The organism is Pseudomonas antarctica, from assembly GCF_900624995.1.
GTDB classification, from domain to species: Bacteria; Pseudomonadota; Gammaproteobacteria; order Pseudomonadales; family Pseudomonadaceae; genus Aquipseudomonas; species Aquipseudomonas antarctica.
The window spans coordinates 66,918-90,751 of record NZ_UYXQ01000003.1; the positions used below are offsets into that span (position 1 = coordinate 66,918).

22 protein-coding genes are annotated in these 23,834 nt (G+C 60.2%); 9 read left to right on the forward strand and 13 right to left on the reverse strand.

Features of this window, described 5'->3' with window-relative positions; genetic code table 11:
* Window positions 1-3: 3 nt before the first annotated feature.
* From E0F99_RS03225 to E0F99_RS03235, 3 genes are read right to left on the reverse strand one after another with little or no spacing between them, the layout of a single operon-like run.
* Entirely contained in the window at window positions 4-870 is an 867-nt protein-coding gene (locus E0F99_RS03225; protein WP_083359924.1) for an alpha/beta hydrolase, read from the reverse strand.
* Window positions 867-2,261, reverse strand: a complete 1,395-nt coding sequence (locus tag E0F99_RS03230; RefSeq protein ID WP_083359925.1) for an aspartate aminotransferase family protein — start codon at window positions 2,259-2,261, stop codon at window positions 867-869. Before E0F99_RS03230 ends, E0F99_RS03225 begins: the two co-directional genes overlap by 4 nt.
* A complete protein-coding gene (locus tag E0F99_RS03235; protein WP_083359926.1) occupies window positions 2,254-2,952 on the reverse strand; it encodes an MtnX-like HAD-IB family phosphatase in 699 nt (232 codons plus the stop codon). Before E0F99_RS03235 ends, E0F99_RS03230 begins: the two co-directional genes overlap by 8 nt.
* A 240-nt stretch (window positions 2,953-3,192) precedes the next feature.
* Between E0F99_RS03235 and E0F99_RS03240 the strand changes: the two genes are divergently transcribed.
* The 6 genes from E0F99_RS03240 to cmoB all read left to right on the forward strand — a co-directional run bounded on the left by E0F99_RS03240 (window position 3,193) and on the right by cmoB (window position 10,529).
* Window positions 3,193-3,963 (forward strand): MipA/OmpV family protein, encoded by a 771-nt coding sequence (locus E0F99_RS03240; RefSeq protein WP_083359927.1) that lies wholly within the window; start codon window positions 3,193-3,195, stop codon window positions 3,961-3,963.
* Between the two features lie 1,166 nt (window positions 3,964-5,129).
* On the forward strand, window positions 5,130-7,553 hold the full coding sequence (gene lon, locus E0F99_RS03250) for an endopeptidase La (protein WP_083359968.1): 2,424 nt from the start codon (window positions 5,130-5,132) through the stop codon (window positions 7,551-7,553).
* Between the two features lie 195 nt (window positions 7,554-7,748).
* On the forward strand, window positions 7,749-8,138 hold the full coding sequence (locus tag E0F99_RS03255) for a protease inhibitor I42 family protein (protein WP_083359969.1): 390 nt from the start codon (window positions 7,749-7,751) through the stop codon (window positions 8,136-8,138).
* 1 nt (window position 8,139) lies between these two features.
* Window positions 8,140-8,796: a lysoplasmalogenase gene (locus E0F99_RS03260; RefSeq protein ID WP_130908701.1), complete on the forward strand. Its 657-nt coding sequence runs from the start codon at window positions 8,140-8,142 to the stop codon at window positions 8,794-8,796.
* A gap of 36 nt (window positions 8,797-8,832) precedes the next feature.
* Window positions 8,833-9,576 (forward strand): carboxy-S-adenosyl-L-methionine synthase CmoA, encoded by a 744-nt coding sequence (gene cmoA, locus E0F99_RS03265; protein ID WP_083359971.1) that lies wholly within the window; start codon window positions 8,833-8,835, stop codon window positions 9,574-9,576.
* Complete coding sequence (gene cmoB / locus E0F99_RS03270) at window positions 9,573-10,529, forward strand: tRNA 5-methoxyuridine(34)/uridine 5-oxyacetic acid(34) synthase CmoB (protein WP_083359972.1); 957 nt, start codon at window positions 9,573-9,575, stop codon at window positions 10,527-10,529. Before cmoA ends, cmoB begins: the two co-directional genes overlap by 4 nt.
* A 50-nt stretch (window positions 10,530-10,579) precedes the next feature.
* Here the strand turns inward: cmoB and tadA are convergent, their stop codons facing one another.
* The 10 genes from tadA to lptF form a co-directional block, all read right to left on the reverse strand.
* Window positions 10,580-11,077, reverse strand: coding sequence for a tRNA adenosine(34) deaminase TadA (gene tadA / locus E0F99_RS03275; protein ID WP_083359973.1), 498 nt, complete (start codon window positions 11,075-11,077; stop codon window positions 10,580-10,582).
* Window positions 11,077-12,453 (reverse strand): multicopper oxidase family protein, encoded by a 1,377-nt coding sequence (locus E0F99_RS03280; protein WP_130908702.1) that lies wholly within the window; start codon window positions 12,451-12,453, stop codon window positions 11,077-11,079. The genes tadA and E0F99_RS03280 overlap by 1 nt, the downstream gene beginning before the upstream one ends.
* A gap of 193 nt (window positions 12,454-12,646) precedes the next feature.
* Entirely contained in the window at window positions 12,647-13,390 is a 744-nt protein-coding gene (gene pdxJ, locus E0F99_RS03285; RefSeq protein ID WP_083359975.1) for a pyridoxine 5'-phosphate synthase, read from the reverse strand.
* 51 nt (window positions 13,391-13,441) lie between these two features.
* Complete coding sequence (gene recO, locus E0F99_RS03290; RefSeq protein ID WP_083359976.1) at window positions 13,442-14,131, reverse strand: DNA repair protein RecO; 690 nt, start codon at window positions 14,129-14,131, stop codon at window positions 13,442-13,444.
* Between the two features lie 194 nt (window positions 14,132-14,325).
* A complete protein-coding gene (gene era, locus E0F99_RS03295) occupies window positions 14,326-15,228 on the reverse strand; it encodes a GTPase Era (protein WP_032886448.1) in 903 nt (300 codons plus the stop codon).
* Window positions 15,221-15,910 (reverse strand): ribonuclease III, encoded by a 690-nt coding sequence (rnc, locus tag E0F99_RS03300; protein ID WP_003188856.1) that lies wholly within the window; start codon window positions 15,908-15,910, stop codon window positions 15,221-15,223. Before rnc ends, era begins: the two co-directional genes overlap by 8 nt.
* 152 nt (window positions 15,911-16,062) lie before the next feature.
* Window positions 16,063-16,917, reverse strand: a complete 855-nt coding sequence (gene lepB / locus E0F99_RS03305) for a signal peptidase I (RefSeq protein WP_083359978.1) — start codon at window positions 16,915-16,917, stop codon at window positions 16,063-16,065.
* A gap of 5 nt (window positions 16,918-16,922) precedes the next feature.
* Entirely contained in the window at window positions 16,923-18,722 is a 1,800-nt protein-coding gene (gene lepA / locus E0F99_RS03310) for a translation elongation factor 4 (RefSeq protein WP_032859966.1), read from the reverse strand.
* A 151-nt stretch (window positions 18,723-18,873) separates the two neighbouring features.
* Window positions 18,874-19,953 carry an LPS export ABC transporter permease LptG gene (gene lptG, locus E0F99_RS03315; protein WP_083359979.1) on the reverse strand — a complete coding sequence of 360 codons (1,080 nt, stop codon included), beginning with the start codon at window positions 19,951-19,953 and terminating at the stop codon, window positions 18,874-18,876.
* On the reverse strand, window positions 19,946-21,064 hold the full coding sequence (gene lptF, locus E0F99_RS03320) for an LPS export ABC transporter permease LptF (protein WP_083359980.1): 1,119 nt from the start codon (window positions 21,062-21,064) through the stop codon (window positions 19,946-19,948). The genes lptG and lptF overlap by 8 nt, the downstream gene beginning before the upstream one ends.
* A 283-nt stretch (window positions 21,065-21,347) precedes the next feature.
* Between lptF and E0F99_RS03325 the strand changes: the two genes are divergently transcribed.
* From E0F99_RS03325 to E0F99_RS03335, 3 genes are read left to right on the forward strand one after another with little or no spacing between them, the layout of a single operon-like run.
* Window positions 21,348-22,838: a leucyl aminopeptidase gene (locus E0F99_RS03325; protein ID WP_130908703.1), complete on the forward strand. Its 1,491-nt coding sequence runs from the start codon at window positions 21,348-21,350 to the stop codon at window positions 22,836-22,838.
* 51 nt (window positions 22,839-22,889) lie between these two features.
* Entirely contained in the window at window positions 22,890-23,318 is a 429-nt protein-coding gene (locus E0F99_RS03330; RefSeq protein WP_083359982.1) for a DNA polymerase III subunit chi, read from the forward strand.
* Between the two features lie 7 nt (window positions 23,319-23,325).
* The gene (locus E0F99_RS03335; protein ID WP_083359983.1) at window positions 23,326-23,721 is read left to right on the forward strand and encodes a DNA polymerase III subunit chi; all 396 of its coding nucleotides are present in this window, start codon (window positions 23,326-23,328) and stop codon (window positions 23,719-23,721) included.
* Window positions 23,722-23,834 lie beyond the last annotated feature (113 nt).

Below are 23,834 nucleotides of genomic sequence, written 5' to 3' on the forward strand. Positions count from 1 at the left end.
GGCTTATGCCCGCTGTCGATAGTCTACGGGGGCCTGGATAGACTCGGCATGTTGCTCGACAAACTCGGCGCTCAACTCGATCACACGACGGTACTGCAGGTCGACGGTGATCATGTGGTAGCAGTTGTCCAGCAGGATTTTGGTCACGGGGCCGCCCAAGTGGCGTTCCACGTAGTCGGCGTTCCAGCGGCTGGTGATGTCGTCCTCGATGGAGTGCAACACCAGGGCCGGCACCTTGACCTCGGGCATGCGTTTTTTGACCACGGCGTTCATGCGGTGCAACTCGCGCACCGTGATGCCCTCCATGGTCAGCAAACCGGCCTCGCTGCTCTCCCCTTCCTTCATCTGACGCTCGACGATGGCCCGCAGGCGCTCGTTCTTGATGCCGTAAGGCGGCTTCTCTTCAAAGCGGCAGATGTGCACGCCAAAGGGGATTTTCATCAACAAGGGCGTCAGGAACGCCAGCTTGTTGATGCTCCAGCCGTCGTACTTCAAGGTCGTGGAATACATCAATAGCCCGGCGACTTGGCCCGGGTGCTCGGCGGCCACATACATCGACATCACCGCGCCCATGGACAAGCCACCGACAAACACCTGCTCGTGGCGCTGCTTAACCTGTGCGAAGGTCTTGCGTACGCCTTCGTACCAGTCGAGCCAGCCGGTGGCTTGCAGGTCACTGTTATCGCCGCAATGGCCGGCCAGGGTGGGCACATACACCGTGCAGTTACCCACCTTGGCCAACCCTTTGGCGACCTGACGCAATTCCGTCGGGGTGCCGGTCAGGCCGTGGATCAACAGGATCCCGACCGGACCTTCACCGAGAACGAAGCCGGCATCACCTTCACCGAGGTCGATCCCGGACGTATTCACCGTTTGGTCGCCCGAACCAGCAGTTGCTCGAGCAGCTTCAAGCCCAAGTCGATTTCCGGGTAGCTGATTTCCAGCGACGGTGCCAGGGTGATCACGTTTTTGTAGTAGCCGCCCACGTCGAGGATCAAGCCGAGTTTCTGGCCATCCACAACCATGTCGCCCTTCATGCCTTCTTCGACCATGTAATCCAGGGTCGCCTTGTCCGGCGTGAAGCCATCCGGGCCGCAAATTTCGCAGCGCAGTGCCAGGCCCAGACCGTCGACGTCGCCGATGATCGGGAAACGTTTCTGCAGGTCTTGCAGGCCTTCCAGGAAGTATTTGCCCTTGGCCATAACCATCGCGCCGTAGTCGACTTCGCTGGTCATCTTGAACATTTCCAGGCCTACCGCCGTACCCAGTGGGTTAGAGGCGAAGGTGGAATGGGTCGAACCTGGCGGGAAGATCTTCGGGTTGATCAACTCTTCACGTGCCCAGATGCCGCCCAGTGGGTTCAAGCCGTTGGTCAGTGCTTTGCCGAAAACGATTACGTCCGGCTGCACGTCGAAGTGCTCAATCGACCACAGCTTGCCGGTACGGTAGAAGCCCATCTGGATTTCGTCGGAGACCATCAGGATCCCGTGTTGGTCCAGCACGTGCTTGAGTTCGCGGTAGAAGTTCATCGGCGGAATTACGTAGCCGCCGGTGCCCTGGATCGGCTCGACGTAGAAGGCTGCGTATTCGCACTGGTTGGTTTTCGGGTCCCAGACGCCGTTGTATTCAGTCTCGAACAAACGGGCGAACTGCTGCACACAGTGGCTGCCGTATTCTTCTTTCGTCATGCCTTTGGGGCCACGGAAGTGGTACGGGAACGGGATGAAGTTGGCGCGTTCGCCGAAGTGGCCGTAACGGCGACGGTAACGGAAGCTCGAGGTGATCGACGAGGCGCCGAGGGTGCGGCCGTGGTAGCCGCCTTCGAAGGCGAACATCAGGCTCTTGCCGTTGGAGGCGTTACGCACCACTTTCAACGAGTCTTCGATGGACTGCGAACCGCCAACGTTGAAGTGCACGCGACCGTCGAGGCCGAATTTTTTCTTGGCGTCGACCGCGATCATTTCCGACAGCTCGATCTTGCCTTTGTGCAGGTACTGGCTGGCGATTTGCGGCAGGGTATCGATCTGCTGTTTCAGCGCGTTGTTCAGACGAGGGTTGGCATAACCGAAGTTAACGGCCGAGTACCACATTTGCAGGTCGAGGTAGGCCTGGTCTTCGGTGTCCCACACATAGGAGCCTTCGCAACGGCTGAAAATACGCGGTGGTTCGATGTAGTGAACGGTGTCGCCGTAGGAGCAGTACTTGGCTTCTTTATCCAGAAGGATCTGGTCTTCGGCAGTGGCGATACGGATATCAGACATGGTGGAAGAGTTCCTGATTGTCGGCAGTAAAAGTATTTGAGTTAGCGGCGATGCCTTGTGGCAGCACTGCCAGCAATGCGGGCAATTCGGCGAACGTGTCGAAGCGCGCATGGGGAATGTTGTTGGCTTCGCAGTACTTGGCGAGGCTGCCTTTGGCGAAGACGAAGTCGGCGGTAGAGGCCACGCACATGTCGGACTTGCCGTCGCCGATCACCAGTACGCGCTTGTTGCGCGGGGTGGATTTGCACTTACAGTTGCCGGAAGCGGCACGGCAGGCATCACTGGAATAGGGGAAGTCGATGCGCCAGCTGTTCTGGTCGACCTGACGCAGGCGGTTGGCAAGGATCGGCAGCAAGGTCACGTAGTTGCGCGACAGGATGCGCGCGATGCCTTGTTCGATGCCGTCGCTGACCACTTCGATGGTCGCACCGAGGCCCATGACGTGATCGACAAAGTCCGGGAAGTCCGGGTCGATCTCGACGCTGTCGAAGTACGCCAGCAGTTCAGCCGGGGTCGCTTTAATCAGCGCCAGTTGGCGGCTCAGGCATTCGCGTGAACCGATATGCCCATCCAGCCATTCCTGTTCGATGGTTTCCCACTCTTCGCCGGCGAAGCGTTGGAGGACGTTGTCGATGACGTCGGTGGGGGTGATGGTCCCGTCGAAGTCGCACACGATATGCCACTGGATCATTGCCTGTCCTTGAGTTGGAGGGCTTGAAGATGAGCGCGCTAAATGCGCTTGCTACAGGGATATAGCAGGGACTGTGCCAACAGGTTAAAGCCCAGTGGGGCTGGGGCTTTGGCCGTTGTTCTGAGTGAAATGTGTCGCAGGAGCTACAATTTTTGTAGCTTGCTACAAAGAAGATGAGTGCTTGCCTCAGGGATGCCCTTCGCGCGTGAATGCGCGCACGTTCAGATAAGGAAACGCTCCATGGTCAAGGTTACTTCTGCTGTATTCGTCGGTTTGCTTGGGCTGTGGAGCTTTTCCAGCTCGGCAGCCGCCGAAGGCATCACCGGCGAAGTGGGTGCAGGCGTCAGTTACCAACCCCACGACCCCACCGGCAGCCGCTACGAAACCCAGCCGATTCCCTACTTCGACCTGGACTGGGGCAGTGTCAACCTGGGTACCGACGACGGCCTGACCTGGAGCGCGCTCAATACCAACGGCATTACCGCCGGCCCGTACATCAACTACCTGCCGGGCCGCACAGCCAATGGCTCACTGCGCGGTTTGCGCGATGTACCGGACATGGCTGAGGTTGGCGGTTTCATTCAATACGCACCGGCTGAGTTCTGGCGTGTGTACGCCCAGGTCGGCCAGGCGGTGGGCGGCAGCCGTGATCACAGTGGTGTGCTGGGCAAACTCGGCGGCGAGCTGGGCTACCCGCTCGGTGGCGGCATCATCGGCAGCACTGGGCTGATGGCGCATTTTGCCGACGCCCGTCAGACGCAGACCTTTTTTGGTGTCGACGACAAGGAGTCCGCGGCCTCGGGCATTCGCGCCTATAACGCCAGTGCGGGGTTCCAGAACCTGACGTTGACCCAGAGTTTTGAATTTCCGCTGGCGACGCATTGGTCGTTGTTGGCCAGCGCCAGTTGGACGCACTTGGTGGGGTCGGCGGCCAACAGCACCATTGTTAAGGAAAAAGGGGATGTGAATCAGGGGCAGGTGCAGACCGCGATCAGTTACAAGTTTGACTGAAGGCTGGCAGCTGGCGGCTGTGTACATATCCGTTATTTGGGTAACGGCGGCTATGGGTTCCGCTCTTACAGCGGGTCACTTTTGAAAGAGCGCAAAAGTAACCAAAACGCTCTTGCCCCACCACTCGGCACCTCGCCTAGGCTCGGTGTGCCCTCACGCAGGCTTTGGACCGTGGGCCGCCGCCATGGGCCATCCTTGGCCCATCGCGGCTAAACCGGCGTCCTGCCGGTTTACCCACGCTCCAAAGCCTGCGTTCGGCCAGCGTGGTTTAACGGGGCGCCTAAGATCAGGATCAAAAGCAAGAGCACGGCGGCCTAGTAGCCGACCTGAGTGGTTAGATCAAAAGCGAAGCCAAGACGGCCTGACAGCCAACCTGATCTCTGAAACTAAACTCAATCAAATGTGGGAGCGGGCTTGCTTGCGATGGCATCAACTCGGTGTACTTGATGGACCGAGGTGTCTGCATCGCAGCGGTGCGGCGATCCGACAAGCCTGCACCCACAGAAAAGCAGAGCACTGCGGTGCTGGCAGCTAAACTCGGTCAAAATTGTGGGAGCGGCGGTGCGACGACTCGACTTGCTCGCGAATGCGGTGGGTCAGTCAGCTCATGTGTAACTGACCCACCGCATTCGCGAGCAAGCCCGCTTCCACATTGGGATCTGATTACATCAGCTAGATAGGGTGGTGCTCTGCTTCTGCCCTGCTTTTGCTTCAACCACTCAGCTCGGCTACTAGGCCGCCGTGCTCTTGCTTTTGATCTTGATCTTAGGCGCCCCGTTAACCACGCTGGCCGAACGCAGGCTTGAATCCGTGGGTAACCCGGCAGGACGTCGGGTTACCCACGGATTCAAGCCTTCGTTCTGGCATGCCGAGCCTAGGCGAGGCAACGAGTGGTGGGGCAAGAGCCCTTTTGGTTACTTTTGGCTGGGCCGGCATTCCGGGCTCTTTTCCAAAAGTGACCCGCTGTAAGAGCGGAACCAATAGCAGCCGTTACCGCAGCAACGGATATGTACCCAATCTACCTAAACCCAGGCAAGCCAGCTCCCACAGGCGTAAAGCGCCGCTGTCGAAAATATTATGCAATATGTTGCTAACTGCGCCCGGCCATTGAAACCACCGCTGCACCGCCCCATCTAACCTGCATACTTCCTTATGCAGGTGCCCCCATGAGCGACCAGCAAGAATTCCCGGACATCGACCTCAACGATTACGCCGATCCGGAAAATGCTGAACACGAAACATCGTCCAACACCGGCCTGGCCCTGCCGGGGCAAAACCTGCCGGACAAGGTTTACATCATTCCGATCCACAATCGGCCGTTCTTCCCGGCGCAAGTGCTGCCGGTGATCGTCAATGAAGAACCGTGGGCCGAGACCCTGGAACTGGTGAGCAAATCCGACCACCATTCCCTGGCGCTGTTTTTCATGGACACGCCGCCGGAAGACCCACGCCACTTCGATACCTCCAGCCAGCCGCTGTACGGCACACTGGTGAAGGTGCACCACGCCAGCCGCGAGAACGGCAAGCTGCAATTCGTCGCCCAGGGCCTGACCCGCGTGCGCATCAAGACCTGGCTCAAGCACCATCGCCCGCCGTACCTGGTGGAAGTCGAATACCCGCACCAGCCGACCGAGCCGACCGACGAGGTCAAGGCCTACGGCATGGCGCTGATCAATGCGATCAAGGAACTGCTGCCGCTCAACCCGCTGTACAGCGAAGAATTGAAGAACTACCTCAACCGCTTCAGCCCCAACGACCCGTCGCCGCTCACCGACTTCGCCGCCGCGTTGACCTCGGCCACCGGTAATGAGCTGCAGGAAGTGCTGGACTGCGTGCCCATGCTCAAGCGCATGGAAAAAGTGCTGCCGATGCTGCGCAAGGAAGTCGAAGTCGCGCGCCTGCAAAAAGAAATCTCGGCCGAGGTGAACCGCAAGATCGGCGAGCACCAACGCGAGTTCTTCCTCAAAGAGCAGCTCAAGGTCATTCAGCAAGAGTTGGGCTTGACCAAGGACGACCGCAGTGCGGACGTCGAGCAGTTCGAACAACGCCTGGTCGGCAAAGTACTGCCCACCCAGGCGCAAAAACGCATCAGCGAAGAAATGAACAAACTGTCGATCCTGGAAACGGGTTCGCCGGAATACGCCGTGACCCGCAACTACCTGGACTGGGCGACCTCAGTGCCGTGGGGCGTGTATGGCAAAGACAAGCTCGACCTGAAACACGCGCGCAAAGTGTTGGATAAACACCATGCGGGCCTGGATGACATTAAGAGCCGCATCCTCGAGTTCCTCGCGGTGGGCGCCTATAAAGGCGAAGTCGCCGGTTCCATCGTGCTGCTGGTCGGCCCGCCGGGCGTGGGCAAAACCAGTGTCGGCAAATCAATTGCCGAGTCCCTGGGCCGGCCATTCTACCGCTTCAGCGTCGGCGGCATGCGTGATGAAGCCGAGATCAAGGGCCATCGCCGCACCTACATCGGCGCCCTGCCCGGCAAGCTGGTGCAGGCGCTCAAAGATGTGGAAGTGATGAACCCGGTGATCATGCTCGACGAGATCGACAAGATGGGCCAGAGCTTCCAGGGCGACCCGGCGTCGGCGCTGCTGGAGACCCTCGACCCGGAACAGAACGTCGAATTCCTCGACCACTACCTGGACCTGCGCCTGGACCTGTCCAAGGTGCTGTTCGTGTGCACGGCGAACACCTTGGACTCAATCCCCGGCCCGCTGCTCGACCGGATGGAAGTGATTCGCCTGTCGGGCTACATCACCGAAGAAAAAGTCGCCATCGCCAAGCGCCACCTGTGGCCCAAACAGCTGGAAAAAGCCGGCGTGTCGAAAAACAACCTGAGCATCAGCGACGGCGCCCTGCGCGCGTTGATCGACGGCTATGCGCGCGAAGCCGGGGTGCGCCAGTTGGAGAAACAGCTGGGCAAACTGGTGCGTAAAGCCGTGGTCAAGCTGCTGGACGAGCCGGACTCGGTGATCAAGATCGGCAACAAGGACCTGGAAAGCTCCTTGGGCATGCCGGTGTTCCGCAATGAACAAGTGTTGTCCGGCACCGGCGTGATCACCGGCCTGGCCTGGACCAGCATGGGCGGCGCGACCTTGCCGATCGAGGCGACGCGCATCCATACGCTCAATCGCGGCTTCAAGCTCACCGGGCAGTTAGGTGAAGTGATGAAAGAGTCCGCCGAGATTGCCTACAGTTACATCAGCTCGAACCTGAAGTCGTTTGGCGGTGATCCGAAGTTCTTCGACGAAGCCTTCGTGCACTTGCACGTGCCGGAAGGCGCCACGCCAAAGGACGGCCCGAGTGCGGGTGTAACCATGGCCAGTGCGCTGCTGTCGCTGGCGCGCAACCAGCCGCCGAAAAAAGGCGTGGCCATGACCGGCGAGCTGACGCTGACCGGGCATGTGCTGCCGATTGGCGGCGTGCGTGAGAAGGTGATTGCGGCGCGGCGCCAGAAAATTCATGAGCTGATCTTGCCGGAGCCAAACCGAGGCAGTTTTGAAGAGCTGCCGGAGTACCTGAAAGAAGGCATGACCGTGCACTTTGCCAAGCGCTTTGCGGATGTGGCGAAGGTGCTCTTCTGATCGATCGCTCCCACGCTCTGCGTGGGAATGCCTCTCTGGGCGCTCTGCGTCCGCTCGTATGACGCGGAGCGTCCCGGGCTGCATTCCCACGCAAAGCGTGGGAACAATCAAACAAGGTCATCATGTAGACCGCTTGTCACACCTTGCCTCATCTTCGGTTATGCTCGCCCTTCGTCGCCACACAACGGAGCCCCCATGACCGCTGCCCGCCTGCTTCTCCCCTTGAGCCTTGCCCTGCTGGCCGCGTGCGCCAGTGCCCCCAAGCAAAACGTCACAGTGGAAAACCAGAGCGCCTGCCCGCTCCAGCTTAAATCCGGGCAAAACCTGACCCTCACCTTACCGAGCAACCCCACCACCGGTTACCGCTGGGCCATCCAGGACTCCGCCGGCGGTGTGCTGCGTGCACTCAGCCCTGAGGTTTACAGCAGCACGGAATCCGGTGTGATCGGTGGTGGCGGCCAGTCGACCTGGCGCTTCCAGGCCTTCGCGGCCGGCCAGGGCCGTTTGCGCCTGACCTCCCAGCAACCGTGGGAACCGGAAGCCGAGCCCGCCGAAACCTTCGACTGCGCCATTACGGTGAACTGATATGCCGTGGCTGATTCTTGCGTTGATGGGCGCCGGCACGTTTATCTACGGCCTGAGCACCCATGCGGCCTTACTGTGCCTGCTGGTCAAACCGCTGCCGGTATTGGCGCTGCTGGGCTGGTTGCATGATGCGCCGCCCACCGACTATCGACGCTGGATCAGCTTGGGGCTGATTTTTTCCTTGGTGGGCGATGTGTTGCTCGCGTGGCCGGGCGACCTGTTTATATTCGGCCTCGGCGCTTTTTTGTTCGCGCACTTGGCGTATTTGAAAGCCTACTTCAGTGATTGCCGCCGCCTGGCAGTGCTGCCATTGGTATTGGCACTGGGCGTGGGCGCCATCTTGCTAAGCATCCTGATTTCCCATGGCCTGGGCGAATTGCTGATTCCAGTGGTGGTGTATGCGCTGGTGATCAGCGCCATGCTCTGGCGTGCGTTGGCGCGACTGGGCAGTGATGTGCCGAAACGCTCGGCACTGCTGGCGGCGGCGGGTGCGGTGTCGTTTGTATTTTCCGACACGCTCATCGGCATCAATCGGTTTGTGGTTGGCTTTGAAGCGGCACCGTATTTGTTGATTACCACGTATTGGCTCGGTCAGTGGGGCATCACCGCCTCGGCTTTCCATCAGACAACCCGCGCATCCGAGGGCCAACTTGGCTAAAATGCCGGCCTTTCCCCCTTCGTCGCCGGAACAGCCGTGAGCAAAGAACCCGATCGCCTATTCGCCCAGCCCCTGCCCCAGGTGCCAGACTTCGCCTTTAACGAGGACGTGGTGCGGGTGTTCCCGGACATGATCAAGCGCTCGGTGCCCGGTTATCCGACCATCGTCGAGAACCTCGGCGTGCTCGCAGCGCAATTTGCCCAACCCAACAGCGTGCTCTACGACTTGGGCTCGTCTCTCGGCGCGGTCACCCAAGCGCTGCGCCGCCATGTGCGTACCGACGGCTGCCGGGTGATTGCGGTGGATAACTCGGCGGCGATGGTCGAGCGTTGCCGCGAATACCTCAATGGCCAGGACTCAATGTTCCAGGAGTTGCTGCCGGTTGAGGTGATTGAGGGCGATATCCTCGCGTTGCAGTTCCAACCGGCCTCGGTGGTGGCGCTGAACTTCACCCTGCAATTTGTCGCTCCCGATGAGCGCCTGGCGTTGCTCGGGCGCATCCGCCAGTCGCTGCTGCCCGGCGGTGCGTTGATCCTCTCGGAAAAGCTGCGTTTCAATGACCCCGAAGAACACGCGTTGCTCACCGACCTGCACATCGCATTCAAGCGCGCCAACGGCTACAGCGAACTGGAAATCGCCCAGAAGCGCAGCGCCATCGAAAATGTCATGAAGCCCGACAGCCTCGAAGAACACCGCGAACGCCTGCTGGCGGCCGGGTTCTCGAAAGTCGTGCCGTGGTTCCAGTGTCTTAACTTTGCCTCGTTGATTGCCTTGCCATGATTGATCTGTCCCCCCTCGCCCGCCATCTGGTCGGCACTCCCTTGGCCGTGTGGGCCCAGGGCCTGCAAGCACAACTCGATAGCAAGATGGAAAAGGGCCATGGCGACCTTGAGCGTTGGCAGAGTGCGTTGGATGCGCTGCCAAACATTCAGCCCAGCGAGGTCGACTTGCTCAACGGCTTGACCCTCGACACCGATTGCGACGACGCCACCCGCGCACAAATGCACACCGCGTTGATGGGCTTGAGCCCGTGGCGCAAAGGCCCATTCCACCTGTTCGGCGTGCACGTGGACACCGAATGGCGTTCGGACTGGAAGTGGTCGCGGGTTGCGCCGCACTTGGATCTGACAGGCAAGCGCATCCTCGATGTGGGCTGCGGTAACGGTTACTACATGTGGCGCATGCTCGGCGCCGGTGCCGATAGCGTGATTGGCGTGGACCCGAACTGGTTGTTTTTCTGCCAGTTCCAGGCAGTGCAGCGCTATTTGTCGGCGCCGAAGGCCTGGCACTTGCCGTTTCCGTTTGAAGACCTGCCGCCGAACATGGAGGGCTTCGACACGGTGTTTTCCATGGGCGTGTTCTATCACCGTCGCTCGCCCATCGAGCACTTGCTGGCGTTGAAAGATTGCTTGGTCAAAGGCGGCGAACTGGTACTCGAAACCTTGGTGGTCGAAGGCGATCAGCAGCAGGTGCTGGTGCCGGAGGACCGCTACGCGCAGATGCGCAACGTGTGGTTCCTGCCGTCGGTGCCAGCGCTGATGCTGTGGCTGCGCCGCGCGGGGTTCAGCGAAGTGCGTTGTGTGGACGTCAGCGTGACCACGGTCGAGGAACAGCGCCGGACGCCGTGGATGAAGTTCCAGTCGCTGAGTGATTTCCTGGATCCGGACGATCACAGCAAGACCCTTGAAGGGCTGCCGGCGCCGATGCGGGCAGTGATCATCGCGAAGAAGTAACCCGAATCCCCCTGAAAAAATGGAGCTCCCACATTGGTTTTCAGTACTCTTTAGAGTGGGGGTTTGGCGCGCCGGGCCTTAAAGAACTCACTCAGTACCGCCCCACACTCCTCAGCCAACACCCCACCTTCAAACAACACCCGATGGTTGAGAAAGCCCTGGGTAAAAAACTGACCCTGGCTTTGCACGATCCCAGCCTTGGGCTCCAGCGCGCCGTACACCACCCGCGCGATGCGCGAGTGCACGACCAGGCCCGCGCACATGCTGCACGGCTCCAGCGTCACATACAGCGTGCTGCCGACCAGGCGATAGTTGCTGATCGCTTGTGCGGCGGCGCGGATGGCGACCATTTCGGCATGGGCGCTGGGGTCGTTGCCGCTGATCGGGCAGTTGAAGCCGCGACCGATGATTTCACCGTCCTGCACCAGCACCGCGCCCACGGGCACTTCGCCCAATGCTGCGCCTTGAGCCGCGAGGGCCAAGGCCTCGCGCATGAAGTCCTGATCGCGGCTGCGGTCGATAATCGCGGCGGGGCGAACCTGACGCATTACGCCACCTCGATGGCGGCCATCAGGCCGGTTTCCATGTGGTCGATCACGTGGCAGTGGAACATCCACACCCCCGGGTTATCCGCCACCAACGCCACGCGGGCGCGCTCGTTCTTGCCCAGCAGGTAGGTGTCGGTGAAATACGGGATCACCTTGTGGCGGTTCGAGGCGATCACCTTGAAGCTCATGCCGTGCAGGTGGATCGGGTGTTGGTACTGGGTCATGTTCTTCAATTCGAAAATGTAGCTCTTGCCCTTCTCAAGCGTGGCAATCGGGCGGTCGGCGCAGGTTTTGTCGGTGATGTCCCAGGCCTTGCCGTTGATTTGCCACAGGCTTGGCGGCTTGCCGTCATCGACTGAGACGGTACCGACCCATTCGAAATTGAAGTTAAGTTTCTCGGCGTTGGCCAGGTCCGGCTCGGCAATTGGGTTGGCAGGTAGCGCCGGTGGCCATTCGGTGGGCGCGTCGGTATTGGCGACTGAACGGAACGTGCCCAGGCGCACCGGGCCGTTACGGATAGAGAGTTCTTCGCCAACCGGCGGCGCCTTGATCGCCAGGCAAATGCGCATACCTGGGCCCAGCCAGTATTCCTTGCCCAGCGGGCGCGGCTCGATAGGGTTGCCATCCAGCGCGTAGATCTGCGCTTCGACGCCGGGAATATTGATGCGATAAGTCAAGGTGTTATCGAGGTTGAGCAGGCGCACGCGGGTGATCTGCCCGGCGGGCAAATCGACGACCGCCTGGGACACGCCATTGATCGTCGACAGGCGCCCGGCCGTGCCGCCACGCGCGGCTTCTCGGGGTACGCTGAAGGCGACAAAGGCGCCCTCTTCGTCCACGTGCCAGCTTTTCAGGCTCAAGGTGCATTCGTGCTTGAAACCGGTGGGTTCACGCTCCTCGATGATCAACGGGCCGACCAAGCCACGGCCGAGTTCTTCGCTGCTGTTTACATGCGGGTGATACCAGTAGCTGCCGGCGTCCGGCACGCGGAATTTGTAGTCGAAGTATTCTCCGGGCAGCACCGGCAATTGCGAGACGTAAGGCACGCCGTCCATTTCCAGCGGCAGGCGGATGCCGTGCCAGTGGATAGTGGTGGCGACCGGCAGGTGGTTGATAAAGCGCACCCGCAGCCATTCGCCCTGACGCACACGTAACTCGGTGCCCGGCGCCGATGGGCCGAACGCCCAGGCTTGGGTCTTGTGGCCTGGCACCAGCTCCACGTCGAGCGGTGCGGCGATCAGCTCGTAATCGTGCCCTGCCTCGGCCTCGGCGACTTTCCCCAGCCAGTAGCGGTAGGCGCCACCGGCACCGACGCCCACTACGGCCAGGCCTGCAAGACCACCCAGGATTTGTCGACGGGAAAAGGATCGGGACACAACAACCTCACGTATCTGCCGCAGGCTCAGGGCCTGCAAAGGGCAGATACGATACACCTGCATTGGCTAAACAGTAAGGCTTCTCATGTGGAAGGGGGCTTGCTCCCGATAGCCGTGTGTCAGCCACCCCATTTATGGCTGATACACCGCTATCGGGGGCAAGCCCCCTTCCACATTGGGTTTTCATTGTTTTTTAGGGCTTGGCGGCCGCCAGGATCAGCGCTTTCATCTCGGCCACAGCGCCTTTGAACCCGACGAACAGCGCATGGGCGACCAGCGCGTGGCCGATGTTCAGCTCGTTGATGCCCTTGATCGCGGCCACGGCTTCGACGTTGTGGTAGTGCAGGCCATGGCCAGCGTTGACGATCAGGCCTTCACTCAAGCCGCCCTTCACGCCGTCGATGATGCGCTGCAACTCCTCAGCCACTTCGGTGGGCGTGGTCGCATCGGCGTAACGCCCGGTGTGCAGTTCGATGGCCGGTGCACCTACGCGGCGCGAGGCTTCGATCTGGCGCGGGTCGGCGTCGATGAACAGCGAGACCTCACTGCCGATCTTCGACAGGCGCTCCACGGCGGCTTTGATCCGCGCTTCCTGGCCGGCCACGTCGAGGCCGCCTTCGGTGGTCAGTTCCTGACGGGTTTCCGGCACCAGGCAGATGTGCGCCGGGCGGATGCGCTCGGCGAACGCCATCATTTCTTCGGTGACGCCCATTTCGAAGTTCATGCGGGTTTGCAACACCTCCTTGAGCAGCAACACGTCGCGCTCCTGGATGTGACGGCGGTCTTCGCGCAGGTGCACGGTGATGCCGTCGGCGCCCGCTTCTTCGGCGTCCAGCGCGGCCTTGACCGGGTCGGGGTAACGGGTGCCCCGGGCCTGGCGCAGGGTAGCGACGTGGTCGATGTTCACGCCAAGAAGAATGCGATTGCTGGTGGTCACGGAAGCGCTCCTGAAAAGGGAAAGAAACGCTGCACAGCATACACGGGGTTGTCAGGGCTTTCGAAACAACTCGCGGCTGACCAGCGGCCGTCCGCCCAAGTGCACGGCCAGCGCCTGGCGCATCAAACGCTTGGCGGCAGACAACGCGCCGGGCGCGGTCCAGTCGGCTTCGCTCATGGCCAGCAACTCGGTGCCCTGGAACAGGCCGGGTTGCAGCAGGTACACGCGCTCAAGGCCAGCGTCGACTTGCAGGCGGTACATGCCGTCCTCGGCGATGGGCTCGCCGTGCAGGTCGTTGCTCAGTTCGAAGCCGTAGCCCAGGTCGTCGAGCAGGCGCCATTCGAAAGCGCGCAGCAGCGGCTCCAGGGGGCGGCCTTCGGCCAGGGCGATGAGCGTAGCGGCGTAGTGATCGAACACCGCCGGGTGCGGGTCTTCGGCGGGCAGCAGGCGAATCAGCAGTTCATTGAGGTAGAGGCCGCTGAAGAGTGCTTCGCCATTGAGCCAGGCAGAGGTGCCGACGCTTTCCAGGCGGCCGACGTTTTTCAGCTCGCCCTTGCCACGAAACTCCACGTCCAGAGCCACGAACGGCCGGGCCAACGTGCCGGCCTTGCCACGGGCGCTACGCAAGACTGCACGCAGGCGACCTTGGGGCGTGAGGAAGTCCACCAAGGCGCTGGTCTCACGGTAGGCACGGCTGTGCAGGACGTAGGCGAGTTGACTGGGAGGTGGGGTTTGAGACATGAGGTTCTCGCTGACAAGCACGGCCTTGAAAACTGCGACTATCCAATGCGGGAGCGGGCTTGTGTGGGAGCCGGGCTGGCCCGCGATGCCGGCACCTCGGTCCTTGAGTTGTACCGAGGTGATGCTATCGCAGGCAAGCCAGCTCCCACACAAGCCCGCTCCCACATTTGTATTGCGGTGTTACTGGAGGCCGATTACAGGTCGCCGTAGCCCAGGGAGCGCAACGCGCGCTCATCATCAGACCAACCACCCTTAACCTTCACCCACAGGTTAAGCATGATCTTGGAATCAAACAGCAATTCCATGTCTTTGCGCGCCTCGGTGCCGATGCGCTTGATGCGCTCGCCCTTGTCGCCAATGATGATTTTCTTCTGGCCGTCACGTTCGACGAGGATCAGCGCATGGATATGCAGGGTTTTGCCCTGCTGCTTGAACTCTTCGATTTCGACGGTGATCTGGTACGGCAGCTCGGCGCCCATCTGGCGCATGATTTTCTCGCGAACCAGTTCGGCGGCGAGGAAACGGCTGCTGCGGTCGGTGATCTGGTCTTCCGGGAAGAAGTGTTCGTTCTCCGGCAGGTAACCGGCGATCACACGCTCCAGGGCCTCAAGATTGTGGCCGTGCTGGGCCGAGATCGGCATGATCTGGGCGTTCGGCAGCTGTTCCTGCAACCACGTAAGGTGCGGCATCAGCTCGGCTTTGTCTTCGATGCGGTCGGTCTTGTTCAGCGCGACGATCAACGGGCCGGTGACGTACTGCACGCGCTCGAGGACCATCTGGTCTTCGTCGGTCCACTTGGTGCGGTCGACCACAAAGATCACCACGTCGACGTCTTTCAACGCCGCCGAAGCGGTCTTGTTCATGTAACGGTTAAGCGCCTTCTCACCACCTTTGTGCATGCCCGGGGTGTCGACGTAGACCGCTTGCACGGCGCCTTCGGTCTTGATGCCCAGCATGTTGTGACGGGTGGTCTGCGGCTTGCGCGAGGTGATCGCGAGCTTCTGGCCGAGGATGTGGTTCAGCAGCGTGGACTTGCCCACGTTCGGGCGGCCGACGATGGCAACATAGCCACAGCGTGTTGCGGTTGAATCAGTCATGGCCATTCTCCACGCCCAGGGCAATCAGTGCTGCAGCCGCCGCTACCTGTTCGGCAATACGACGGCTCACACCCTGACCTCGGCTTTTTTCATTCAATAAGGTGATTTCACATTCCACGAAAAATACGCGGCAATGCGGCTCACCCTGGATATCCACCACTTCGTAGCGTGGCAGTTCGCAACCACGTGACTGCAGGTACTCCTGCAGGCGGGTCTTGGGGTCTTTGTTGGTGTCGACCAGCGTGAGGCTTTCGATTTCCGAAGCCAGCCAGGCGACCACGCGCTCCTTGGCCGTCTCCATGCCCGCATCGAGGTAGATCGCACCAATCAACGCTTCGAGGGCATCGGCGAGGATCGACTCGCGACGGAAGCCACCGCTTTTCAATTCACCGGACCCCAGGCGCAGGTATTCGCCCAAGCCAAAACCACGGGCCAGTACGGCCAGGGTCTCGCCTTTCACCAGGCGTGCACGCAGGCGCGACAGCTGGCCTTCGCGGGCTTGAGGGAAACGCTCGAACAGCGCCTCACCGGCGGCGAAGTTGAGGATGGCATCACCGAGGAATTCCAGGCGTTCGTTGTTACGCCCTGCAAAACTGCGGTGTGTGAGGGCAAGGACCATCAATTCCTGGTCCTTGAAGGTGTAGCCGAGCTGGCGCTCGAGACGGCTTAGAGAAACGGTCACGGTTTATCCATATCTAGTTGGTGGCACCGGCGGCCATCGAAGATTGACGCAATGTTCAAATTCAATTCCTGGTGGGCGCTGCATGAGGCAGGACGATTGATTGTCCCAACCCCAGAAAAGCATTCGGCGCTGTGTTCACAGCGCCGCTTGTATTACTTGATCAGCCCGACCCGCGAGAAGTTCGGCAGGTGGCTGAGTTTGGGTTCCGGCCAGCTCATCCAAACCGCAAAGGCTTTGCCGACAATGTTCTCGTCGGGAACCATGCCCAGCAGGTCCTTGGGAATGTTGGGGTCATCCCAGTACCGGCTGTCGTTGGAGTTGTCGCGGTTGTCGCCCATCATGAAGTAGTGCCCGGCAGGCACTTTCCACTGGCCATCAGGCATCGCGCGGTAGCGGCTCATTTCCTTGCGGATTTCGTGCTCTACCGTACCGAGTTTTTCCTGGTACAGCTCAGCGCTGCCCAAGGAGTTCGGTTCGGCGCCGATCAGTTTCTCGGCCACCGATTCGCCGTTGACGAACAAACGCTTGTCGCTGCTGTAGCGAATCACGTCTCCCGGCAGACCTACGACGCGCTTGATGTAATTGACGCTCGGGTCGCTTGGGTAGCGGAACACCATCACATCACCGCGCTGCGGGTCACCGACCGGGATGACTTTTTTGTCGATCACAGGCAGGCGGATCCCGTAGGAAAACTTGTTCACCAGGATGAAGTCGCCCACGTCCAGGGTAGGTTTCATCGACCCCGAAGGGATCTGAAACGGCTCCACCAGGAACGAACGCAGCACCAGCACGATGAACAACACCGGGAAGAACGACTTGCCGTATTCAACCAGCAAAGGCTCTTTGTTCAGCTTCTCGACCACCACCGCATCCGGCTGGCTGACGCTGCCCTGATAGGAGGCGATAGCGGCCCGACGACGCGGGGCGAAGAACACCAGATCGAGCAACGCCAAGAGGCCGCAAACGGCGACGGCGATGACCAGCAACAGCGGGAAATTTAGTGACATAGGACCTAACTATCCAACCTGAGCACCGCAAGGAAGGCTTCTTGTGGAATTTCCACATTACCCACTTGCTTCATGCGTTTTTTACCGGCCTTTTGCTTCTCAAGCAGCTTGCGCTTACGGCTTACGTCACCGCCGTAGCATTTGGCCAGTACGTTCTTTCTGAGTGCCTTGACGGAGGTCCGTGCAATGATCTGCCCGCCAATGGCGGCCTGGATCGCAACGTCGAACATCTGGCGCGGAATCAGTTCTTTCATCTTTTCGGTCAACTGGCGACCTTTGTAGTGCGCGTTGTCCTTGTGCACGATCAGCGCCAAGGCATCGACCTTGTCGCCGTTGATCAGCACATCCAGTTTCACCAGATTAGCCGATTGGTAGCGATCGAAATGGTAATCCAGCGAAGCATAGCCGCGACTGGTGGATTTGAGACGGTCGAAGAAGTCCAGGACCACTTCGTTCATCGGCAAATCGTAGGTCACCTGCACTTGGGTACCGAGGAACAACATGTCGTGTTGTACGCCACGTTTTTCGATACACAGGGTAATGACGTTGCCCAGGTGCTCCTGCGGTACCAGAATATTGGCCCGCACGATCGGCTCGCGCATGTCTTCGATGGAGGACAGATCTGGGAGCTTGGACGGGTTGTCGACGTAAATCGTTTCACCGGTTTTGAGCAACAGTTCAAAAATAACCGTTGGCGCGGTGGTGATCAGGTCCAGGTCGTATTCGCGCTCCAGGCGCTCCTGGATGATCTCCATGTGCAGCATGCCCAGGAACCCGCAACGGAAGCCGAAGCCCAGGGCGTCGGAGCTTTCCGGGGTGTACTGCAACGACGAGTCGTTGAGGGTCAGCTTTTGCAGGGCTTCGCGAAAATCTTCGAAATCATCGGAGCTGACCGGGAACAGGCCGGCGTAAACCTGCGGCTGGATACGTTTGAAACCCGGCAGCACGTCTACATCAGGGGTGGAGCTCAAGGTCAGGGTGTCACCGACCGGTGCACCGTGAATGTCCTTGATACCGGCGATGATAAAGCCTACTTCACCGGCCTTCAGGTCAGTGGTGGCGGTGTGCTTGGGGTTGAATACACCGACGCTGTCCACCAGGTGGATCTTGCCGGTGGACTTGACCAGGATCTTGTCGCCCTTCTTCACCCGGCCGTGGCGCACACGTACCAGGGAAACAACGCCCAGGTAGTTGTCGAACCAGGAGTCGATGATCAACGCTTGCAGCGGATCTTCGTAGTTGCCGGTTGGCGCAGGAATGGTCTTGACCAGGCGCTCGAGCACTTCGTCGACGCCCAGGCCGGTCTTGGCGCTGCACTCGACGGCGTCGGTGGCGTCAATGCCGATGATTTTTTCGATTTCTTCTTTTACGCGGTCCGGATCGGCCTGTGGCAGGTCGATCTTGTTCAGTACCGGCATGACCTCAAGGCCCTGCTCGATCGCGGTGTAGCAGTTGGCGACGGACTGGGCTTCTACGCCCTGGCCGGCATCGACCACCAGCAAGGCGCCTTCACAGGCGGCCAGCGAGCGGCTGACTTCGTAGGTGAAGTCAACGTGGCCGGGGGTGTCAATGAAGTTCAGCTGGTACTTGATACCGTCTTTGGCGGTGTAGTACAGGGTAACGCTGTGGGCCTTGATGGTGATCCCGCGTTCACGCTCAAGGTCCATGGAGTCCAGGACCTGGGCTTCCATTTCACGCTCGGCAAGGCCGCCGCACATCTGGATGAATCGATCGGCCAGCGTCGACTTGCCATGGTCAATGTGGGCGATGATGGAGAAATTGCGGATATGACTCAAATCACTCACGGATCAACACTCAAAAAGGCTGCAGGCAGATTGCCCGCTGAAAAATAGCCGGGAATTGTACCTGATGCTCAGGCCAAACGTCATCTTTGCTGACCAGAACAAAAATGCCCCGATCTCTCGAACGGGGCATTTTTTGTTCATAAGCGCGGTATCAACCGGCTCGGCGCAACAGCCAGAACCCGGCCAGGGCGCAAATACCCGTCGGTACCAGCACCGCAAACAGCGGCGAAAAACCGAATACCAGGCTCGACGGACCGAGCAGGTCTTGGGCGATGCGGAAGGTGAACCCCACCAACACACCGGTAAACACCCGCTGACCCAAGGTCACGGAACGCAGCGGGCCGAAAATGAACGAGATCGCCATCAATACCAGTGCGGCGGTCACCACTGGCTGCAACACCTTGACCCAAAATGCCAACCAGTAGCGGCCATTATTCAGGCCCTGGTCCTTGAGGTAGTGGATATAGCTCCACAAACCGGAGATCGGCAGGCTTTCCGGGATCATCACCACGGTATTGAGCAGTTCCGGCTTCAGGGAAATATCCCATTGCTCGGTTGGCACGCTGATGACTTCGGTGCTGGCCTTGGTGCCTTGGCCGACATTGCGGAAGTAAGTGGTGCTGACGTCACTGAGCGTCCACTTCTGGGCATCGTACTGCGCGCGCTTGGCGAAACTGGAGGTCAGCATGTGGCGTTCTTTGTCGAACGTGTAGCGCGTCACACCAATCAACAGGCCGCCCGGCTGCACGGCGTTAATGTGGATGAATTCATCACCCTGGCGATGCCACAGGCCGTGCTTGGCGCTTTGCGCATCGCCCGACCCCTGAGCCAAGGCACGATTGGCCTGGGCGGTGGCTTCGGACGGCGGCGCCACGTACTCGCCGATCAGCACGCTGCAGGCCATCAGCAGCAGCATGGGCTTCATGACCGCCCAGACGATACGACCGATGGAAACACCGGCGGCGCGCATGATGGTCAGTTCGCTGTTACTGGCCAGGGTGCCCAGGCCGATCAGACAGCCGATCAACCCCGCCATCGGCATCATTTCGTAGAGGCGACGCGGCGCGGTCAGCGCCACGTAGCTCAGTACGTCGGTGACGGTGTAGGTGTCGGTGACATTGCCCACTTCATCAATGAAGGCGAACAACGAGGCCAAGCCAAGGATGATGCCCAATACCGCCAGGATGGCGATCAGTACGCTGCTACCAATGTAGCGGTCGAGCTTAGCCACGAGCCAACTCCTTCAGGCCACGACGGCTCTTCATTTTCAAACGGATAGGTTCCCAGTAGAGCAGCCCCAGGCCGATCATCAGGAAAATCCCGTGTACCCACCACAAGCCAAGGACCGGCGACAATTTGCCTTTTTCCAGGGAGCCACGGGCGGAAATCAGGAGGGTCAGGTAGGCCATATACAACAGGATTGCCGGCAGCAGCTTGAGGAAACGGCCCTGACGCGGGTTTACCCGGGACAGTGGAACAGCCATCAAGGTCACGATGAACACCAGCAGCGGCAGGGAAATACGCCATTGCAGCTCGGCGATGGAGCGCAGTTCCTGGCTGCCGAACAGCGACGCCGTCGGCAGCGCGTCGCGGTCGGTCACCTCTTCGCTGATATCCGGCCTGGCAAGCATTACGCCATAAGTGTCGTACTTGATCGCCCGATAATCAGCCAAACCTGGGCTGCCGTCATAGCGATAGCCATTTTCCAGGATCAGGTAACGGCTGCCGTCAGGGCGAACTTCCTGGCGGCCACTGTTGGCCACCAGAATCGAAATACCACGGTCTTTCTGGTTATCGCCCTGGTTTTTCTGGGAAATAAACACGCCGCCGAGGTTGGCGCGGTCATCGGTCATGGTTTCGGTGTAGGTCACCCGCGTACCGTCGTTGAGCGCCTGAAAGCGCCCGGGCTCGAGGGTGTCGAACTCAGTCATCGCATCCTGTTTATTTAGCAGCAACTGAAACTGCATGGCGCCCTGAGGTGCAAGGCTCATGCTCAACCAGGCTACCACCAGCGCAACACCGGCGGCCGGCACCATGGTCATGGCCAGCAGACGCTGCTGGCTCATGCCGGTGGCCGAGAGCACGGTCATTTCACTTTCAAGGTACAACCGGCCATAGGCGAGCAGAATGCCGAGAAACAGGCCAAGCGGCAGGATCAGTTGCAGGAACCCCGGCAGACGAAAGCCCATGATCAGGAACAAAGAGCCCGGATCCAGGGCGCCGGACGCGGCCTGCGCAAGGAATTTGACGAAACGACCACTCATGGTGATGACCAACAGCACCGCACTCACGGCACTCAGGGTCAACAGAACTTCGCGGGACAAATAACGGAAGACGATCAAACCAGACACTCCAGGGTTGTCAGGCTAAGGCGGCCAAACAAGCAAGCATACCGAGTCGACCCGTGTGCACGGGCCGGCTAAAAAGATGGCGCATTATCCTGTGATTGACCGCGCCTGTCACGGAGCTTGCTCATACGCGTGCACAAAGCCTGCGGCAAGGGTTGTCAGGCTTCGCCTGCGAGGTTCAAACTGCGGCCTTTGTCGCGGGCGGTTTACAGAGCTGCCACGCTTTAAAGCCTGCGTACAGACTCAGGCTCACAGACCTTTATAAGGGACCCGAAAAATGGAATTGGTTGTAAAAAGCGTTAGCCCCGAAACGTTGAAAACCGCCACCCTCGTGGTCGCTGTCGGCGAAGGCCGCAAGCTCGGCGTAGCCGCCAAGCAACTGGATGAACTGAGCGGTGGCGCCATCAGCGCCGTGCTCAAGCGCGGCGACCTGGCCGGCAAAGTCGGCCAGAGCCTGCTGCTGCAAAGCCTGCCTAACCTCAAAGCCGAGCGCGTATTGCTGGTGGGCGTGGGCAAAGACGCTGAACTGGGCGACCGCCCGTTCCGCAAGATCGTCAGCGCCATTCTCACCACCCTCAAGGGCCTGGGCGGCAGCGATGCAGCGCTGGCACTCGACGAAATCGTCGTTAAAGGCCGTGACAGCTATGGCAAAACCCGCCTGCTGGCCGAAAGCCTGGTGGACGGCAGCTACATCTTCGACCAGTTCAAGAGCCAGAAAGCCGAGCCGCGTGCTCTGAAGAAAATCACCCTGCTGACCATCAAGGCCGCCCAGGCTGAAGTCGAGCGCGCTGTGACCCATGCCCAGGCTATCGCCGCTGGCATGTCATTTACCCGCGACCTGGGCAACCTGCCGCCAAACATCTGCCACCCAACCTACTTGGGCGAGCAAGCCAAGGCACTGGGCAAAGAGTTCAAGGGCCTGAAGGTTGAAGTGCTGGACGAGAAGAAGATCAAGGAACTGGGCATGGGCTCGTTCTATGCCGTAGGCCAGGGCAGCGACCAGCCGCCACGCCTGATCGTGATGCAATACAACGGTGGCAAGAAGTCCGAGAAGCCTTACGCCCTGGTTGGCAAAGGCATCACCTTCGACACCGGCGGCATCAGCCTCAAGCCGGGCGCAGGCATGGATGAGATGAAATACGACATGGGCGGCGCCGCCAGCGTGTTCGGCACCCTGCGTGCCGTGCTGGAACTCAAGCTGCCGATCAACCTGGTGTGCATTCTGGCCTGTGCCGAGAACATGCCGAGCGGCGGCGCAGCCCGTCCGGGCGATATCGTCACCACCATGAGCGGCCAGACCGTCGAAATCCTCAACACCGACGCCGAAGGCCGCCTGGTGCTGTGTGATGCGCTGACCTACGCAGAACGCTTCAAGCCACAAGCAGTGATCGACATCGCCACCCTGACCGGTGCCTGCATCGTCGCCCTGGGTTCCCACACGTCGGGCCTGCTGGGCAACAGCGACGAGTTGATCGAGCAACTGCTCAGCGCCGGCAAGGCTGCCGACGATCGCGCCTGGCAACTGCCGCTGTTCGATGAATATCAAGAGCAACTGGACAGCCCATTCGCCGACATCGCCAACATCGGCGGCCCGAAAGCCGGCACCATCACTGAGGCCTGCTTCTTGTCGCGCTTCGCCAAGAACTTCAACTGGGCGCACCTGGACATCGCCGGCACGGCCTGGACCAGCGGCGGCAAGGACAAGGGCGCCACTGGCCGCCCAGTGCCACTGCTGACCCAGTACCTGCTGGACCGCGCCAAAGCCTGAAACTGAAGATTCCGGGGCGGCCCCCATGGCGCCCCGGTCTCAGGAACCGCAATGACCCAAGTCGACTTCTATATATTGCCCAGCGCCGATCCATCTGCGCGCCTGGACTTTGCCTGCAAACTCACCGAAAAAGCCTGGCGCATGGGCCACCGCATCTACCTGCATTGCAGCGATGCCGCCCAACGTGACGACCTCGACGCCCGACTGTGGCGCTTCAAGGGCGAAAGTTTCGTGCCCCACGGCCCTTCCGAGTCCGAACCCGAAGGCCTGATTGTGTTGGGTTTAGGCGACAGCTGCGGCGATCACCATGACCTGCTGGTCAACCTGGACCTGAAAGTACCGCCCTTTGCCAAAGTGTTTGCCCGTGTGGCGGAAGTGGTGGTGGAAGACCCGGCTATTCGTCAGGCCGCGCGGGAGAGTTTCCGTTTCTACCGCGAACAGGGCTATTCTCTGCAAGATCACCGGCTACAACGACTTTGAGTACATGATGGACACGCCAAAACCTACAAAAAAAGACGACCACCTGCTGGACGACCTGGAGTCGATCCGCCAGTTGCTCGGTGATGATGGCTTGCAACCGCCGCTGCTGACCGAAACGGTCGATGGCGAGGTACAAATTCCGCTGTTGTTCGACATGGTCGGCGGCAAGCCCGCTGCAACGGCGCCAGTTGCCGCAGCCCGCGCTGTAGCACCCACACCGGCCGTGGCGCCCGCCGAAAAGGCGCCCGACGCCCTGCTGCTGCACTTGGACAACGAACTGCGCGCCGCCGCGCAATTGATCATGCAGGACGTGATCGATGACTTCGCGCCGCATATCGAAACCGAGATCAAGCGGCGGCTGGATGCGCGCATGGAGCGGTTGTTGAGCCAGTACCAGTCCTAAACCACACACATATTTCATGTGGGAGCGAGCAAGCCCGCTCCCACATTTTGATCGGTGTGCAGCTCAAGCCCGTCTTCAACTCGCCCTCCTCGCCCTGCCCCGTTATACTTATC

Coding starts and splice junctions, on each gene's coding strand:
- recO (WP_083359976.1), bottom strand. CDS start 14,131: ATGTCTCAAACCCCACCTCCCAGTCAACTCGCCTACGTCCTGCACAGC.
- tadA (WP_083359973.1), bottom strand. CDS start 11,077: ATGCGTCAGGTTCGCCCCGCCGCGATTATCGACCGCAGCCGCGATCAG.
- lon (WP_083359968.1), top strand. CDS start 5,130: ATGAGCGACCAGCAAGAATTCCCGGACATCGACCTCAACGATTACGCC.
- E0F99_RS03335 (WP_083359983.1), top strand. CDS start 23,326: ATGGACACGCCAAAACCTACAAAAAAAGACGACCACCTGCTGGACGAC.
- E0F99_RS03255 (WP_083359969.1), top strand. CDS start 7,749: ATGACCGCTGCCCGCCTGCTTCTCCCCTTGAGCCTTGCCCTGCTGGCC.
- cmoB (WP_083359972.1), top strand. CDS start 9,573: ATGATTGATCTGTCCCCCCTCGCCCGCCATCTGGTCGGCACTCCCTTG.
- E0F99_RS03260 (WP_130908701.1), top strand. CDS start 8,140: ATGCCGTGGCTGATTCTTGCGTTGATGGGCGCCGGCACGTTTATCTAC.
- era (WP_032886448.1), bottom strand. CDS start 15,228: ATGACTGATTCAACCGCAACACGCTGTGGCTATGTTGCCATCGTCGGC.
- E0F99_RS03240 (WP_083359927.1), top strand. CDS start 3,193: ATGGTCAAGGTTACTTCTGCTGTATTCGTCGGTTTGCTTGGGCTGTGG.
- E0F99_RS03235 (WP_083359926.1), bottom strand. CDS start 2,952: ATGATCCAGTGGCATATCGTGTGCGACTTCGACGGGACCATCACCCCC.
- E0F99_RS03230 (WP_083359925.1), bottom strand. CDS start 2,261: ATGTCTGATATCCGTATCGCCACTGCCGAAGACCAGATCCTTCTGGAT.
- lepB (WP_083359978.1), bottom strand. CDS start 16,917: ATGTCACTAAATTTCCCGCTGTTGCTGGTCATCGCCGTCGCCGTTTGC.
- E0F99_RS03325 (WP_130908703.1), top strand. CDS start 21,348: ATGGAATTGGTTGTAAAAAGCGTTAGCCCCGAAACGTTGAAAACCGCC.
- E0F99_RS03330 (WP_083359982.1), top strand. CDS start 22,890: ATGACCCAAGTCGACTTCTATATATTGCCCAGCGCCGATCCATCTGCG.